We start from the raw sequence: 15,034 nt of genomic DNA on the forward strand, positions 1-15,034 counted from the left end.
GGCAGGGTCGGAGAGTGCTCCCATGAGCGAACAGAACGAAGCGGGGACGGGTCGGGTCGTGGTGGTCACCGGGGCCGGGACGGGGATCGGGCGGGAGACCGCGCGGGCCTTCGCGGCCGAGGGCGCCCGGGTGGTGGCGGTCGGGCGGCGCCCCGGGCCGCTGGCGGAGACGGCGGCCGCGCACCCGGGGCTGATCGAGCCGCTGGTGGCGGACGTCACCGGACCGGACGCCCCGGAGCGGATCGTCGGAACGGCCCTGGAGCGGTACGGGCGGCTCGACGTGCTGGTGAACAACGCCGGCATCGTGCAGAACACCCAGCGCCTCGGCGACTTCCACCGGGCCGGGATCGAAACACTGCTGGCCACCAACCTGGTCGCCCCGGTGCTGCTCGGCCAGGCCGCGCTGCCCGCACTGGCCGAGAGCCGGGGCGTGGTGGTCAACGTCAGCACCGCCGTCGGACAGCGCGGCTGGCCGACCAACTCGGTGTACGCGGCGGGCAAGGCGGCGCTGGAGACGATCACCCGCAGCTGGGCGGTCGAGCTGGCGCCGCGCGGCATCCGGGTGGTCGCGGTGGCGCCCGGGGCGATCGACACCCCGATCGGCGAGCACTCCGGTTTCAGCCCCGAGCTGTCGGCGGCGATCCTGGAGTGGCAGTTGGGGCTCACCCCGCTGGGCCGGATCGGGCGGCCCGCCGAGGTGGCCTGGGCGATCACCCAACTCGCCTCGCCGCAGGCCTCGTTCGTGACCGGCGTAGTGTTGTCCGTGGACGGGGGCGCGCTGGTGGCCTGAGGAACCGACGGACGGACGGGCGGGGCGGCGGTGCGGATCGGTGAACTGGCGCGGCGGACGGGCAGTACGGCCCGGGCGCTGCGGCACTACGAGCAGGCCGGGCTGATCGACTCCGAGCGGGCGGCCAACGGCTACCGGGAGTACCGGGATTCGGCCGTCCCGCGGGTCCGCAACATCCGCGCTCTGGTCGCCGCCGGGCTCACCATGGAGGACCTCCGGCCGATGCTCACCTGCCTGGACGGGGACGTCCTCGCCCGGCCGCCGTCCGAGCGGGTGCTGGGGGTCGTCCGGGAGCGGCTGGCGGCGCTCGAACGCCGGATCGCCGCCCAGACCGAGGCCCGGGACCGGCTGCTGGTGGCGCTGACGGCGGCCGAGCGGCTGCGTTCGAACGGGTGACACCCCCGATCGGGGGTGTGCAGCGGGCGCGCGGGATAGGACAGTGGGCGCATGCAGATTCCACTCTCCGTGCTGGACTTCCTCGACCGGGCCGAGCTGGTCTACGGCGACCGGGTCGGCATCGTCGACGAGCCGGTGCAACCGGCCGAATCCTGGGGCGAGCTGAGCTACCGGCGGATCGCCGGGCTCGCCCGGGCCCAGGCCGCCGGGCTGGACCGGCTCGGCGTCGGTCCGGGCGAGCGGGTCGCGGTCGTCTCGCACAACTCGGCCCGGCTGCTCACCGCCTTCTTCGGGGTGAGCGGGTACGGCCGGGTGCTGGTGCCGGTCAACTTCCGGCTGCGGGCCGAGGAGGTCACGTACATCGTCGAGCAGAGCGGCGCCTCCGTCCTGCTGGTCGACCCCGAACTCGCCGACGCGCTGCACGGGGTGGTGGCCAAGCACAAGTTCGTGCTCGGCGCGGACAGTGACGCGCTGCTGTACGACTTCGACCACGCGCCCCGCCGGTACGCGATCTCCGAGAACGACACCGCGACCATCAACTACACCAGCGGAACCACCGCCCGCCCCAAGGGGGTTCAGCTCACCCACCGCAACGTCTGGCTGAACGCGACGCTGATGGGCCTGCACTACGGCGCGAACGACCGGGACGTGTACCTGCACACCCTGCCGATGTTCCACGCCAACGGCTGGGGCCTGCCGTTCTCGCTCACCGGACTCGGCGCCCGGCACATCGTGCTGCGCAAGGTGGACGGCGCCGAGATCCTGCGCCGGGTCGAGCGGCACGGGGTGACCTTCCTGTCCGGCGCGCCCGCCGTGGTGCAGATGGTGCTGGACGCGGCCGCCGACTGGGACGGCCCGGTGCCCGGCCGGGACAGGGTGCGGATGATCGTGGCCGGCGCCCCGCCGCCGACCTCCGTGGTGCAGCAGGTCGAGGAGCAGCTGGGCTGGGAGTTCATGCAGCTCTACGGCCTGACCGAGACCGCGCCGATCGTCACCGTCAACCGCTCGCGCGCCGAGTGGGACGCCCTGCCGGCCGCCGAACGGGCCGAGAAGCTGGTACAGGCCGGCGCGCCCGCGCTCGGCACCCAGCTGCGGGTCGACGCCCAGGGCGAGGTGCTGGTGCGCTCCAACACCGTGCTGGACGGGTACTGGCAGCAGCCGGAGGCGAGCGCCGAGGCGCTGCGGGGCGAGTGGTTCCACACCGGCGACGGCGGCACCCTCACCGACGGCCAACTGTCCATCTCGGACCGGAAGAAGGACGTCATCATCAGCGGCGGGGAGAACGTCTCCTCGATCGAGGTGGAGGACTGCCTGTACGGCCACCCGGCGGTGGCCGAGGTCGCGGTGATCGGGGTGCCGCACGAGAAGTGGGGCGAGACGGTCAAGGCCCTGGTGGTGCTCCGGGAGGACCGGGCGGCCGTCACCGAAGCGGAGTTGATCGCGCACTGCAAGCAGCGGCTGGCCGGCTACAAGTCGCCCACCTCGGTGGAGTTCCGCGCCGAACTGCCGCGCACGGCCACCGGGAAGCTGCAGAAGTTCCGGCTGCGCGAGCCGTACTGGAGCGGGCGGGAGCGCCAGGTCAACTGACGAGTCCGGTCGCCCTGGCCGCCAGGGCGAGTTCGGTCCGGTTGCGGACACCGAGCTTGTGCATCGCGGACTTGAGGTAGCCGGTCACGGTGTTGCAGGTCAGGCCCAGGTGGGCGGCGATCTCCGGATTGGTCCGGCCGGTCGCCGCCCAGCGCAGCACCTCGTGCTCGCGCCGGGTCAACGGCCGTGCGGGCGACACCGGTTCGGGCTTCGTACGGCTCCAGGCCGCCGCCCCGGCGAGCGCCCGGGCGGCCGTCGCCGCCAGCCGGCCGACGGCGGAGATCCGGACGTCCCCGAACGGGACGACGGTGCGCAGCGAGGCGTACACCACGCCGTGCACGGTGTCGCCGTCCAGCAGCGGGACGGTGAGCATCGCGTACAGGTCGTCGGCGGCCACGGCCGCGTCGTACTGGTGCGAAATGGTCGTGGCCGCACGGTAGTCGGGTACCCAGGTGGGCGCGCGCTCGGCGAGCGCCCGGCCGCCGAGGCCGAGGCCGGCCGGGACGGGCACGTCGTGCAGCAGGTCCGCCCGGGTACCGGCCCAGTGGCGCAGCACCATGCCCTCGCTGCCGGGGCGGCGGCCGGGCAGCGGCTCGGGCACGCCGACCAGCCCGACGTCGGCACCGCACTCGGCCACCACCCGGCGGGCGAGGTCTCCGAGCACCGCGCGGCGCACCAGCTCGGCGGCGCGGGCGGCGAGTTCGGGGTCGTCGGAGTCGGCGGGGTGGTGGGAGTGGTGGGAGTGGTGGGGGCGCTCGGGGTGGTCCGGGCGCTCGGGGGCGCCGAACGGCACGGCAGTGAGGGGGTCCGCAGCCCTGGTCATCGCGGAATTGTCACACGCGGTGCGACCGGAGGCGAGAGTCCTGACGTGCGTGTTCCGTGGAGTGGCGGGCGTCGGCGCCGGTCGGGGCGTAGGGTGCGGCCGCGGGCTACCGACGAGTAGCAACCGCGCCGAGCGGAGGGAAGAGCCGATGACCGACCCCGACACCCCCGACACCCCGGGCACGCCGGGCGCCCCGGGCCACGTCCTGCACGGCCTGCTGGCCGACCTGCGGGCCGAGAGCGCCGTCCTGGACGGGCTGGTGGCCGGACTGTCGGCCGCGGACTGGGCCGCGCCCACCCCGGCCGAGGGCTGGACGGTCGCGCACCAGATCGCCCACCTGGCCTGGACCGACGACTGGACGGCACTGGCCACCCGCGACCCGGAGGGCTTCACCGCCTCGCTCGGCGGCCGCTTCACCCAGCTGCTGGCCGCCGGCGCCGACCCGGTCGAGGACGGCGCCCGGGAGGGTGCGGCCGCCGAACCCGCCGCCCTGCTCGCCCGCTGGCGGGCCGGGCGGGCGCAGGTACAGGCCGCCCTCGCCGCCGCCCCCGCCGACGTCCGGCTGCCCTGGTTCGGCCCGCCGATGAAGCCCGCCTCGATGGCCACCGCCCGACTGATGGAGACCTGGGCGCACGGCCAGGACGTGGCGGACGCGCTGGGCACGACCCGGGAACCCACCGACCGGCTGCGGCACATCGCCCACCTGGGCCTGCGCACCCTCGGCTTCGCCTTCGCGGCCCACGGCCTGCCCGCGCCGCAACGCCCGGTGCGCCTCGAACTGACCGCACCCGACGGGGGTTCGTGGGCCTTCGGCCCGACCGACGCGATGGACGTGGTGACCGGCCCGGCCCTGGACTTCTGCCTCCTGGTCACCCAGCGCCGCCACCGCGACGACCTCGCCCTGACCGCCACCGGCCCGATCGCCACCATCTGGCTGCCGATCGCCCAGACCTTCGCCGGCCCTCCCGGCAAGGGCCGGCAGCCCGGCGCCGGAGCCTGACCGGCCCGGAGCGGGTCCGCGCACAGACTGCACCGGACCACGACCGCTACCACGCGCGGCACGACCGGAAGTTCGGGGACAGCATGCGCGTTCCCGAGCCGTTCGACTTCGAGCTGGAGCTGAGCGGGCTGGTGCGTTACCCGGACTGAGCGCGACCGGGCTGAGCACGACCGGGCGGACCGGGGCCTCAGAGGCCGATCCGGAGTGGGGTGAGGCGGGTGGCGATCAGGTTGGTGGCGCCGCGGTCGCGTTCGATGTGGCCGTGCACCAGGAGGCCGGCCCGGTCCAGGGCGGTGCGGCGCTGGGACTCCCAGACCGGGCGGTTGCAGATCACGTTGATCAGGCCGGTCTCGTCCTCCAGGCTGAGGAAGAGCACCCCGCCGGCCGTCGGCGGGCGCTGGCGGTGGGTGACCAGGCCGCCGACCACCACGGCCGTTCCCGGTGGCACGTCCGGGAGTTGGGCGGCGCTGAGCGCGCCACCGCGGTCCAGGTGGGCGCGCAGGTGCTGGAGCGGGTGGCTGGTGGCGGAGGTGCCGGTGGCCCACAGGTCGGCGATGGTCTCCTCGACCGGGCTCATCCCGGGCAGTTCCGGCGCCTCGGTGCCGGGCGTGGTGCCGGGGAGCAGTTCGGCCGAGATCCCCGCGAACGCGCCTGCCGCCCACAGCGCCTGACGTCTCGTCAGGCCGAAGCAGTCGAAGGCCCCGGCCGTCGCCAGCGCCTCCAGGGCGGGCGCGGGCAGACCGGTGCGGCGGGCGAAGTCCTCCAGGTCGGCGTACGGCTGCCCGGCCGCGATCAGCTCGGCCTGCGGGGTGCCGATGCCGCGCACCGTCTCCAGGCCGAGCCGGATGGCCGGTTGGGGCCGGCCGGCGGTCAGCGGCGGCGCGGGGGTCGGGCCCCGGTACGGCTCCAGGGTGGGGCGCGGCCCGCTGGCGTTGACGTCCACCCCGCGCACCCGTACGCCGTGCCGGCGGACGTCCGCGACCAGGCTGAGCGGCGAGTAGAAGCCCATCGGCTGGTTGGCCAGCAGGGCGCAGGTGAAGGCCGCCGGGAAGTGGTGCTTGAGCCAGGCGCTGGCGTACACCAGGTAGGCGAAGCTGATCGCGTGCGACTCCGGGAAGCCGTAGTTGGAGAAGGCCTCGATCTTGCCGTAGACGTCCTCGGCGACCTCGGCCGGGATGCCGCGCTCGGCCATCCCGGTGAGCAGCCGGTCGCGCAGCCGGGCGACCCGCTCGTGCGAGCGCTTGGCGCCCATCGCCTGGCGCAGCCGGTCGGCCTCGGCGGGCGTGAACCCGGCGCAGTCGATGGCGAGTTGCATCATCTGCTCCTGGAACAGCGGCACCCCGAGGGTCTTGCCGAGGGCGTTCTCCATCAGCGGGTGCGGGCAGCCGGGCGGCTCCGCCCCGGCGCGGCGGCGCAGGTACGGGTGGACGGAGCCGCCCTGGATCGGGCCGGGGCGGATCAGCGCGACCTCGACCACCAGGTCGTAGAAGTGGTCCGGCTTGAGCCGGGGCAGGGTGGCCATCTGCGCCCGGGACTCGACCTGGAAGACGCCCACGGTGTCGGCGCGGCGCAGCATCGCGTACACGCCCTCGTCGTCGCCCGGGATGCCGGCCAGGTCGTAGCGCAGGCCGTGGTGGAGCGCGATCAGGTCGCAGGCGTCGTGCAGCGCGGCGAGCATGCCGAGGCCGAGCAGGTCGATCTTCACCAGCCCGGCGCCCGCGGTGGACTCCTTGTCCCACTGGAGGACGGAGCGCCCGGGCATCCGGGCCCACTCGGTCGGGCAGATCTCCCCGATCGGCTCCCTGGTGAGCACCATGCCGCCCGAGTGGATGCCCAGGTGGCGTGGCAGGCCGTGGAGTTGGGCGGCGAGCGAGAGCACGTCGGCGGGGATGACGGCGTCCGCGCCGGGGGCGGAACGGAAGTCGGTCTGCCGGCTGAAGGCGTCCACCTGCCCCTGCGGGTAGCCGAGCACCCGGGCGGCGTCGCGGATCGCCAGCCGGGGGCGGTAGGTGATCACGTTGGCGACCTGGGCGGCGTGCTCGCGGCCGTAGCGGCGGTAGACGTACTGGATGACCTCCTCGCGGCGGCGGTTCTCGATGTCCAGGTCGATGTCGGGCGGGCCGTCCCGGGCGGTGGACAGGAAGCGCTCGAACAGCAGCTTGTAGTGGACCGGGTCGACGGCGGTGATCCCGAGGGCGTAGCAGACCGCCGAGTTGGCGGCCGAGCCGCGGCCCTGGCACCAGATGTCCTGGCTCCGGCAGAAGTCCACGATGTCGTGGACGATCAGGAAGTAGCCGGCCAGGTCGAGGTCCTCGATCACGTCCAGCTCCTTGGCGAGCTGGCGGCGGGCGGCGGCGTTGCCGGGGCCGAAGCGGGCCGGGCCGCCGGCCGCGACCAGGGCGCGCAGGTGGCCGATCTCGGTCTCCCCCTCGGGGACGGGGTAGCCGGGCAGCTCCGGGTCCAGCTTGGCGAAGTCGAAGGCGCAGGCCCGGCCGAGTTCGGCGGTGGCCCGCCGTACGCCGGGGAAGCGGGCCAGCCGGGCGGCCATCTCCCGGCCCGAGCGCAGGTGCGCGGTGCCGGAGGCCCTCGTCCAGCCGGCCGCCTCCTGGAGGGTGCGGCGCCCGTGCAGGGCCGCCAGGCTCTGGGCGAGCCGGCCCTGGGCGGGGCCGGCGTGGTGGGCGTTGGTGGAGGCGACGACCGGCAGCCGCAGTTCTCCGGCGAGCGCGGCGAGGGCGTCGTTGCGCCGGTCGTCGCCGGGCAGCCACTGGTCGATCAGCTCGACGTACACGTTCTCGCGGCCGAACGCCTCGGTGAGGGTGCGCAGTCGCTGCTCCGCCCCGCCGGTCGCGAGGGCCGCCGGGACCCGGCCGAGGCGGCAGCCGGTGAGCACCGCCCAGTGGCCGTCGTGCGCCCCGGCGAGCGCGGCGAAGTCGTACGCCGGACGGCCCTTGGCGCCGCCGGCCAGCTGGGCGGCGGCGATCGCGGCGGAGAGACGGCGGTAGCCGGCCGGGTCACGGGCCAGGACGAGCAGGTGCTCGACGTCCTCGGCACCCGCACCTCTCGCACCGTGACGGATCGTCAGTTCGGCGCCGAAGACGGTGGCCACGCCCGTCCCCCGGGCCGCCTCGGCGAGCCGGACCGCTCCGTACAGGCCGTCGTGGTCGGTGATCGCCAGGGTCTCCACGCCCAGCCGGGCCGCCTCGGCGACCAGGTCCTCCGGGTCGCTGGCGCCGTCCAGGAAGCTGAAGGCGGAGTGGACGTGCAGTTCGGCCCAGGGTTCGGCGGGGGGTTCGGCGAGGGGTTCGGTGGGGGCTTCTTCGGTGGGGGGTTCGGTGGGGGCCTCCGAGGCGGGGCGGCGCAGCGGGACGACCGTGCGGTCCGGCGCGGCGCCGGCCAGCCGGCGGTGCAGTTCGCTCCAGGGGACGGTGGGGTGGCTGGTGAAGCCCATCGGGGTTGCCTTCGTCGCTCTCGTACTGGTCCTGCCCCCCTTGCCCCCCTGCCGCGGGCCTTCGGGCCGCTAGTCGTAGCCGGCCTCCAGGTACCACGCACCCCCCTCCACGGTGAGCAGCAGCGCCCGGCCGCCGTCCACCACCACCTGGAACCGCGCCCGGCGGCGGGCGAGCGACTGGTCCCACCAGTACTCGACCGCCGGCCAGGGCCCGGTCCAGGCCGCCACCCGCTCCTCCCGGCCCCGGGCCACGACCAGGGCCGGGCGGCCCGACACCCCCGCCCGGCCGTCCACCGTGACCGGTCGGCCGGCCTCGTCCAGCACCCGGACCGGCGCCGGCTCGCGCAGCACCACGGCCGGCCAGAGGTCCGCCGACCGCTCCGCCAGCCGCCCCGGCCAGGGCGCCTCCGCCGCAGCCGCCGCCTCGTACGGCTCGCCCCACGGCACCCGGACCTGCTGCTCGCCCGGACCACGCCCGCCGGCCGGCTCGATCCGGCGCAACCCGGCGTGGCCGAGCACCGCCTGCACCCGGGCCACCGCGCGCTCCACCCGGTCGTCCGCGACGGCCTGGCCCCACAGGGCGAGCTGGCGGCCCTGGTCCGGGGAGAGGCCGTCGGGGGCGAGGCGGAGCAGGGCGAAGCCCTCCTCGGCCCCGGGGCTGGCGGGGCTGCCGGTGCTGCCAGTGCTGCCCTGGCCGTCGGTGTTGCCGGTACTGCCGGGGCCGCTGGTGAAGGTGCCCATGCCCTGCCAGGCCTGGAGCTGCCAGCGGACCCGTTCGGCCAGGGCCGTCGCGGACAGCCGGCCCTCGTGCCGCCACAGTCGGGAGACCGTCCGGCCGTCCGCGCAGGCCACCTCGACCGCCACCCGGCGGCAGGTCAGCCCGGCTCCGGCCAGCCGCCGGTGCAGCTGCTCGGCCAGCGTGCGGGCGACGAACACCAGCGGCTCGGTCGACGGCTCCGGCGGGTCGAAGCGCTGCTCGACGGCGAGGTCCGGCTCCTCGCCGCGCGGCACCAGCGGGCGCGGCTGCAGGCCGCGGGCCAGCCGGTGCGCGACCGTCCCGGTCGGGCCGAAGCGGTCCGCGACCGCCTCGGGCGGCAGCGCGGCGAAGGCCCCGACGGTGGGCAGGCCGAGCCGCCCCAGCAGCTCGGCCAGCGTCTCGTCACCCAGCGTGGCCACCGGGTAGGGGGCGAGGAACTCCGCCGTACGACCGGCGGGCACCAGCACCCCGGCGCGGGCAGCGAGCACGGCGGCGAACAGGCCGTCGGCGACGCCGATCCGGGCGTGGGGGGCGGTCGGTCCGGTGGCCGGTGCGGCGGTGGGTCCGGCGGTGGGTCCGGTGGTGGGTACGGCGGTGGGTACGGCGGTGGGTACGGCGGTGGGTCCGGCGGTGGGTCCGGCGGTGGGTCCGGTGATAGGTACGGCGGTGGGTCCGGTGACCGGTGCGGCGGGCGGGCCTGGGGTGGCGGGCGTGGCGGGCGGGCCTGGGGTGGCGGGCACTGCCACCGCGCCGGGGACGGCGTCCGGGACGGGCGGTCGCCCGAGGGCGTCCGCCACCGCCGCGCCGACCAGGGCCGCGAGCGCCTCCTCGCCGCCGAAGTAGCGGCCCGGGCCCTTCACCGGAATGGCGCACAGACCCGGGCGGATCACCTCCACCCGGGGCGTGAACGCCTCCACCGCCGCGACCACCGGCTCGAAACGGCGGGTCTCCGCCTCCGGGTCGCGGTCGCGCAGCTCCAGTTCCGGGCAGAGCCGCTGGGCCAGCTTGAGCCGCTGCCCCTGCCGCACCCCGGCAGCCCGGGCGCCCGCGGAGCAGGCGAGGATCCGGCCGGCCTCGGTCACGGCCACCGGGTCGTCACCGGTGACGGCCACCACCGGCCAGTCCGGGCACCAGACCACCAGGACCCTGGGGGTCCGGTCGCCGTCGGGCGTCGTCGGCATGTCACACCACCGCCGCCACGAGCGGAGCCGCCACGGGAACGGCGGGGACGACGGCGGGAACGACGGGGACGGCCGCGGGGCCCGGGGGAACGGCGAGGGGCTGCGGCTGCTCCCGGACCGGGCGCACCGCGCCGTGCTCGTCCGGCAGCCAGAGCCGGGCCGTCCGGCCGCGCACCGCCGAACCGCGCCCCTCGGCCACCACCTCCACCTGACGCCCGGCGAGCTGCCCGTGGCCGTCCCCCAACCCGAACCAGCGACCGGACCGCACCCCCAGCCGCAGCACCGCCCCCGGCCACGGCCCGGCCACCAGCAGCACGCAGCCGGTGCGCCGCAGCACGGCGGCCAGACGGGCGGCCAGCTTCGGGGGCACCGGCCCGTCCGGGCGCAGCATGATCAGTTCGACCGCGCCGGCCAGCACCGACACCACCTCGGGCCAGTGCCGCCCCGGGTCGTCGGCGACCAGCAGGCGGCGCAGGTCCAGGCCGTACCCCTCGGCGGCGGCGAGGCCCAGCTCCGGCAGCCCGACCGCGGCCGCCCAGCCGCCCCCGGTCTCCCGGACCCCGGCGGCCAGCGCGAGCAGCAGTCCGGCGTCCCCGCCCGCCACCGACACCGCCGTCCCGCGCCGCAGTCCGCCGTCCGGCAGTACCTCGCGCAGGGCGGGCACCACGGACACCAGTCCGCGCCCGGCCGCCTGCCCAGCCGTCAAGCCAGCCGTCATCCCGTCCGTCAACCCGTCCGTCCGCACGCTCTCGGACGCGGGCACGGCAGCCGGGAGCGCCACCGGCCGCAGCACGGGGCGTGCGGGCTGCTGTTCGACGGTGGATTCGAAAGAAGGTTCGAAAACGGGCACAGCCCCAGGATCGAACATCAGTTCGCAAAGATTCAAGTCCACCCCACCACCCCCATCCGTCACGCTCCGTGTCGGATGCGCCGAATGCCGGAGCCCCCTTGGCTCTTTCAGGTGACCGACAACCCTTTTTTCCTTGACAAATTTTTTTGTCGGTCGGATGCTGGAGAGGTGCTGGACGTCGCCGTGATCGAAGAACCCGCCGCGGCCGAGGCCTCCCTGGACCCGATCCGGTCCCGGATCCTCGCCGCCCTCGCCGAGCCCGGCTCGGCCGCCATGCTGGCCACCCGGCTGGAACTGCCCCGGCAGAAGGTCAACTACCACCTGAAAGAACTGGAACGGCACGGACTCGTCGAACTCGCCGAGGAACGACGCAAGGGCAACGTCACCGAACGGGTGTACCGCGCCACCGCCGCCTCCTACGTGATCTCCCCCAGCGTCCTGGCCGCCGTGAGCCCCGACCCCTCCCGTTCCCCCGACCAGCTCTCCGCCCGCTGGCTGCTCGCCCTGGGCTCCCGGCTGGTGCAGGAGGTCGGGGCCCTGCTCACCGGCGCCTCCCGCGCCGGGCGCCGGGTCGCCTCCTTCGGCATCGACGCCCAGGTGCGGTTCGCCTCCGCCGCCGACCGGACGGCCTTCGCCGAGGAACTGTCCCTGGCCGTGGCCACCCTGGTCAGCCGCTACCACGACGAGTCCGCCCCCGGGGGCCGCAGCCACCGGGTGGTCGTCGGACTCCACCAGATCCCCTCGGCACCGCAACCCGAGGACGACCGACCGCAACCCGCGGACACCCGACCGCGGCCCACGGACACCCGACCGCGGCCCGAGGCCGACCAGGAGAACCGGACATGACCCACCCCTTCGAGATCGAACTGGAGACGACCCTCCCGGCGAGCCCGGAACAGGTCTGGGAGGCCATCGCCACCGGACCGGGCCTCGACTCCTGGTTCATGGGCCGCAACGAACTCGATCCGCGCGAGGGCGGAACCGCCGGCATGGAGATCGGCGGCCACCGCACGGAGGCGGTGGTCACCGCCCACGAGCCCGGCAAGCGCCTGGCCACCCGCACCGCCACCGCCGAGGACGGCCGGTTCATGGCCTTCGAGTACCTGATCGAGGGCCGGGACGGCGGCAGCACCGTGCTCCGCGTCGTCCACAGCGGCCTGCTCGGCGACGACTGGCAGGACGAGTACGACGCGCTGCGCCGCGGCTGGCCGTTCCACCTGCACACGCTCCGCGAGTACCTCACCCACTTCCCCGGCCGCACCGGCACCCCGGTCTTCGCCGCCGCGCCCGGAGGCGGACGCCCGGACCCGGAGGTCCGCGGCCTGCTCGCCGACGCCCTGTCACTGCCGCTCCCGGTCACCGTGGGTGCCCGGGCCCACGCCGGACCGGCCGGACTGCCCGCACTGGACGGGGAGGTGGTCTGGGCGGACGACGAACGCTTCGAACTCCGCACCGCCGACGGGCTCTACACCTTCCACCACGGCGCGGGGACGGTGCTGATGTTCCACCACCTCTTCGGGCCCGCGACGGACGGGGCCGAAGCCGCCTGGCAGCGATGGCTGGCCTGGCTCCTCGCCTGACCGACGCGCACGCATCGCCCGTCCGACATCCGCAGAGCCACGAGAACCGTAGACCCGCGAGAACCGCAGTCCCGAGAGCCGCAGTCCCACAAGAACCGCAGAGCCACGAGAACCGAGGAACCACCCATGCGTACCCTGATCAGCACCGCCTTCGTCTCGCTCGACGGCGTCGTCGAGGCCCCCGGCGGCGAACCTGGCTACCGGAACTCCGGATGGACCTTCAAGGACGTCGAGTTCGTCCCCGAGGCCTACGAGATCAAGGGACAGGAGCAGGAGGAGGCCACCGCGATGCTGCTGGGCCGGGTCAGCTACCAGGCGTTCAGCCCGGTCTGGCCGGACATGCCGGAGTTCGCCCGCTACAAGACGCTGCCGAAGTACGTCGTCTCCACCACCCTCACCGAGGACGACCTGGTGTCGAACTGGGGCGAGACCACCATCCTGCGCTCGGTCGACCAGGTCGCGGCCCTCAAGGAGACCGAGGGCGGGCCGATCATCCTGCACGGCAGCGCCGCCCTGAACCACAGCCTCTCGGACGCCGGCCTGATCGACCGCTACCACCTGCTCGTCTACCCGCTGCTGCTCGGCGCGGGCAAGCGCCTGTTCAGCGCCACGGACAAGGACGCCCAGAAGCTGGAGCTGGTCGAGCACCAGGTCTACGGCAACGGCCTGCAGAAGCAGATCTTCGACGTCGTGCGCTGACCGGCGTTCCCGGCGTGCGTTCCCGGCGCCCGGGCCTGTTGCGGACCGCTGGGGACACGGATACTCGACCCATGGGACTCCTCGTCTTCGTCACCCTGCCCGGGCTGGTGGTGCTGCTCACCGTGCTGGCCCTGGTCGACCAGTTGCTGCTGCGCGCCGGACGGGCCGGGCTGCTGCCCTGGCGGACCCCGGCGCGACAGGGCCAGATCTCCGCCACCGGCTTCGAGCAGCTGCACGCCAGCTTCTCGGCGGGCAAGCAGCACGAGCTCAAGGAGCGGCAGTCCTCGCTGATGCAGCGCGACGACGACGAGAACGGCGCACCGCGCAACCCCACCGGGGTGGACCTGGCCCGGGGCACGGCGGTGATCCGGCGGGGCTGACCGGGCAGGAGGGCTGACGTCCCGTCACGCTTGAACCGGTCGGTCTTAAACCGGTGGACAGGCTCCCGGCCGTCACCAGACTGATCCCATGACGGCGAACGACGACAAGAACGACCTGCGGATCTACGTCCAGGACGCCCGCGACGCCCTGCTGTGGAAGCTGGACGGCCTCTCCGAGTACGACCTCCGGCGACCGCTCACACCCACCGGCACCAACCTCCTGGGGCTGGTCAAGCACGTCACCGGGGCCGAGGCGCTGTACCTCGGCGAGACCTTCGGGCGCCCCTTCCCCGAACCGACCCCGCTGTGGTTCGTCGGCACCGACGAGCCGAACGGCGACCTGTGGGCCCGGGCCGAGGAGAGCACCGAGGAGGTCCTCGGGCGCTACCGCCGGGTCTGGGCGCACTCGGACGCCACCATCGAGGCACTGCCGCTGGACGCCGTCGGCCGGCTCCCGTTCGGCGACCGCCCGCAGCAGACCCTGCACCGGGTACTCGTCCACCTGATCGCCGAGACCCACCGGCACGCCGGCCACGCCGACCTGGTCCGCGAACTCATCGACGGCGCCACCGGCCAGCGGTCCGACGGCGCCAACACGGCCCCCGGCGACGCCTCGTGGTGGCGGGCCCACCACGACCGGGTGGAGCAGGCGGCCCGACGGGCCGGCGGACTCGCTTGAGCCCGGGGGCGGGAGTGGGAGCGGGGACAGGGATGGGGACAGGGGCGGGGGCGGGGGCGGACACGGGGCGGGCGTCAGGACGTCCGTACGGTGCGCGCAGTGCGGGGGCGCCGCCGTCCGGAGCATCGGGCAGTTCCTGCACCAGGGGCGGGAGTTGTGGTGGGACGCCGAGCTGCACTGCCCGTCCTGCGGCCCGCACCTGTGCGAGCACGCGGGCCCGGAGGCGATGCCGACGGACGTCCGGGCGGCGCTGCTGGCCGCCCACGGTCCGGCCCGACTGCGGCTCTCCGGTCCGCCCGACGATCCGCCCGGCGATCCGCTCGGGGATCCGCTCGGGGATCCGGTGGCGGCCCTGCGGGTGCTGCGGGACGGGGCCGGGGTCACGCTCCACGAGGCTCACGAACTGCTCGACGAACTACGGGAGTTCGGGCTGAGTGGGACGGCCGTCGAGATGGCGTGGTGGCAGGTGCAGCTGGCTGAGCGGGGTGTCGCGGCGGAGGTCGAGGAGGGCTTCGGGCGGGCGTACCGCTATGTGGGGCCGCCGGAGTTGTACCCGTCGGGGCCGCGGTCGGCGGAGTTGCGGCCAGCGGGGATGCAGCCGTCGGAATTGCGGCCGTAGGCCCCCGGGAATCCGGGCGGCCGACCCGTACGCGCCGAGGGCGAGTTCGCCGCCTGGACGGGCGGGCGGTGCGGCATCGTCCGGGAGGGGCACCACGTCTGCGTCTTCTGCGACGCGGACCTGCCGGAGCGGTGGAACGTGGACGAGGTGGTGCACCCGTAGGCACCGGCACGAAGGGGTGGGTGCGGACTCGCAGCTTCGAGGGGGCGGACCCGGGGGCCGGCTGCCGGCCGGGGAAACCGCCG

The 15,034-nt window shown here is 75.0% G+C and carries 14 protein-coding genes; 10 read left to right on the forward strand and 4 right to left on the reverse strand.

What is annotated here, in order from left to right; genetic code table 11:
* Positions 1–22 precede the first annotated feature (22 nt).
* The 3 genes from ACFXOZ_RS08545 to ACFXOZ_RS08555 are packed head-to-tail and all read left to right on the forward strand — an operon-like array spanning position 23 to position 2,773.
* The gene (locus ACFXOZ_RS08545) at positions 23–790 is read left to right on the forward strand and encodes an SDR family NAD(P)-dependent oxidoreductase (protein WP_375891223.1); all 768 of its coding nucleotides are present in this window, start codon (positions 23–25) and stop codon (positions 788–790) included.
* Between the two features lie 30 nt (positions 791–820).
* On the forward strand, positions 821–1,186 hold the full coding sequence (locus ACFXOZ_RS08550; protein ID WP_380523515.1) for a MerR family transcriptional regulator: 366 nt from the start codon (positions 821–823) through the stop codon (positions 1,184–1,186).
* A gap of 51 nt (positions 1,187–1,237) precedes the next feature.
* The gene (locus tag ACFXOZ_RS08555; RefSeq protein ID WP_380588601.1) at positions 1,238–2,773 is read left to right on the forward strand and encodes an AMP-binding protein; all 1,536 of its coding nucleotides are present in this window, start codon (positions 1,238–1,240) and stop codon (positions 2,771–2,773) included.
* On the opposite strand, the gene ACFXOZ_RS08560 is transcribed toward ACFXOZ_RS08555, so the two are convergent.
* Complete coding sequence (locus ACFXOZ_RS08560) at positions 2,766–3,596, reverse strand: LuxR C-terminal-related transcriptional regulator (RefSeq protein WP_380523518.1); 831 nt, start codon at positions 3,594–3,596, stop codon at positions 2,766–2,768. The genes ACFXOZ_RS08555 and ACFXOZ_RS08560 overlap by 8 nt on opposite strands.
* Before the next feature lie 148 nt (positions 3,597–3,744).
* On the opposite strand from ACFXOZ_RS08560, the gene ACFXOZ_RS08565 reads away from it, so the two are divergent.
* On the forward strand, positions 3,745–4,596 hold the full coding sequence (locus tag ACFXOZ_RS08565) for a TIGR03084 family metal-binding protein (protein WP_380588603.1): 852 nt from the start codon (positions 3,745–3,747) through the stop codon (positions 4,594–4,596).
* Between the two features lie 187 nt (positions 4,597–4,783).
* On the opposite strand, the gene ACFXOZ_RS08570 is transcribed toward ACFXOZ_RS08565, so the two are convergent.
* The 3 genes from ACFXOZ_RS08570 to ACFXOZ_RS08580 all read right to left on the reverse strand — a co-directional run bounded on the left by ACFXOZ_RS08570 (position 4,784) and on the right by ACFXOZ_RS08580 (position 10,688).
* A complete protein-coding gene (locus ACFXOZ_RS08570; protein WP_380588606.1) occupies positions 4,784–8,044 on the reverse strand; it encodes an error-prone DNA polymerase in 3,261 nt (1,086 codons plus the stop codon).
* A 69-nt stretch (positions 8,045–8,113) separates the two neighbouring features.
* Positions 8,114–9,982: a hypothetical protein gene (locus ACFXOZ_RS08575; RefSeq protein ID WP_380588609.1), complete on the reverse strand. Its 1,869-nt coding sequence runs from the start codon at positions 9,980–9,982 to the stop codon at positions 8,114–8,116.
* Position 9,983: 1 nt separating this feature from the next.
* A complete protein-coding gene (locus tag ACFXOZ_RS08580; RefSeq protein WP_380588612.1) occupies positions 9,984–10,688 on the reverse strand; it encodes a hypothetical protein in 705 nt (234 codons plus the stop codon).
* A gap of 312 nt (positions 10,689–11,000) precedes the next feature.
* Here ACFXOZ_RS08580 and ACFXOZ_RS08585 point away from each other — a divergent pair, with 312 nt between their 5' ends.
* The 6 genes from ACFXOZ_RS08585 to ACFXOZ_RS08610 all read left to right on the forward strand — a co-directional run bounded on the left by ACFXOZ_RS08585 (position 11,001) and on the right by ACFXOZ_RS08610 (position 14,789).
* Positions 11,001–11,678: a helix-turn-helix domain-containing protein gene (locus ACFXOZ_RS08585; protein ID WP_380523529.1), complete on the forward strand. Its 678-nt coding sequence runs from the start codon at positions 11,001–11,003 to the stop codon at positions 11,676–11,678.
* Entirely contained in the window at positions 11,675–12,412 is a 738-nt protein-coding gene (locus ACFXOZ_RS08590) for an SRPBCC domain-containing protein (protein ID WP_380523531.1), read from the forward strand. The genes ACFXOZ_RS08585 and ACFXOZ_RS08590 overlap by 4 nt, the downstream gene beginning before the upstream one ends.
* A gap of 126 nt (positions 12,413–12,538) precedes the next feature.
* Complete coding sequence (locus ACFXOZ_RS08595) at positions 12,539–13,111, forward strand: dihydrofolate reductase family protein (protein ID WP_375891204.1); 573 nt, start codon at positions 12,539–12,541, stop codon at positions 13,109–13,111.
* A gap of 71 nt (positions 13,112–13,182) precedes the next feature.
* Positions 13,183–13,491, forward strand: coding sequence for a DUF6191 domain-containing protein (locus tag ACFXOZ_RS08600; RefSeq protein ID WP_375891202.1), 309 nt, complete (start codon positions 13,183–13,185; stop codon positions 13,489–13,491).
* A gap of 88 nt (positions 13,492–13,579) precedes the next feature.
* Positions 13,580–14,170 (forward strand): DinB family protein, encoded by a 591-nt coding sequence (locus tag ACFXOZ_RS08605; protein WP_375891200.1) that lies wholly within the window; start codon positions 13,580–13,582, stop codon positions 14,168–14,170.
* A 154-nt stretch (positions 14,171–14,324) separates the two neighbouring features.
* Positions 14,325–14,789, forward strand: coding sequence for a hypothetical protein (locus tag ACFXOZ_RS08610; RefSeq protein ID WP_380523538.1), 465 nt, complete (start codon positions 14,325–14,327; stop codon positions 14,787–14,789).
* Positions 14,790–15,034: the final 245 nt, after the last annotated feature.

Origin of the sequence: Kitasatospora sp. NPDC059160 (genome assembly GCF_042755465.1) — a bacterium.
In the GTDB taxonomy this organism is placed as follows: domain Bacteria; phylum Actinomycetota; class Actinomycetes; order Streptomycetales; family Streptomycetaceae; genus Kitasatospora.

Excerpts from the sequence above, each read along its gene's own strand:
- ACFXOZ_RS08600 (WP_375891202.1), top strand. The coding sequence starts at position 13,183 with ATGGGACTCCTCGTCTTCGTCACCCTGCCCGGGCTGGTGGTGCTGCTC.
- ACFXOZ_RS08565 (WP_380588603.1), top strand. The coding sequence starts at position 3,745 with ATGACCGACCCCGACACCCCCGACACCCCGGGCACGCCGGGCGCCCCG.
- ACFXOZ_RS08595 (WP_375891204.1), top strand. The coding sequence starts at position 12,539 with ATGCGTACCCTGATCAGCACCGCCTTCGTCTCGCTCGACGGCGTCGTC.
- ACFXOZ_RS08605 (WP_375891200.1), top strand. The coding sequence starts at position 13,580 with ATGACGGCGAACGACGACAAGAACGACCTGCGGATCTACGTCCAGGAC.
- ACFXOZ_RS08590 (WP_380523531.1), top strand. The coding sequence starts at position 11,675 with ATGACCCACCCCTTCGAGATCGAACTGGAGACGACCCTCCCGGCGAGC.
- ACFXOZ_RS08575 (WP_380588609.1), bottom strand. The coding sequence starts at position 9,982 with ATGCCGACGACGCCCGACGGCGACCGGACCCCCAGGGTCCTGGTGGTC.
- ACFXOZ_RS08570 (WP_380588606.1), bottom strand. The coding sequence starts at position 8,044 with ATGGGCTTCACCAGCCACCCCACCGTCCCCTGGAGCGAACTGCACCGC.
- ACFXOZ_RS08545 (WP_375891223.1), top strand. The coding sequence starts at position 23 with ATGAGCGAACAGAACGAAGCGGGGACGGGTCGGGTCGTGGTGGTCACC.
- ACFXOZ_RS08560 (WP_380523518.1), bottom strand. The coding sequence starts at position 3,596 with ATGACCAGGGCTGCGGACCCCCTCACTGCCGTGCCGTTCGGCGCCCCC.
- ACFXOZ_RS08555 (WP_380588601.1), top strand. The coding sequence starts at position 1,238 with ATGCAGATTCCACTCTCCGTGCTGGACTTCCTCGACCGGGCCGAGCTG.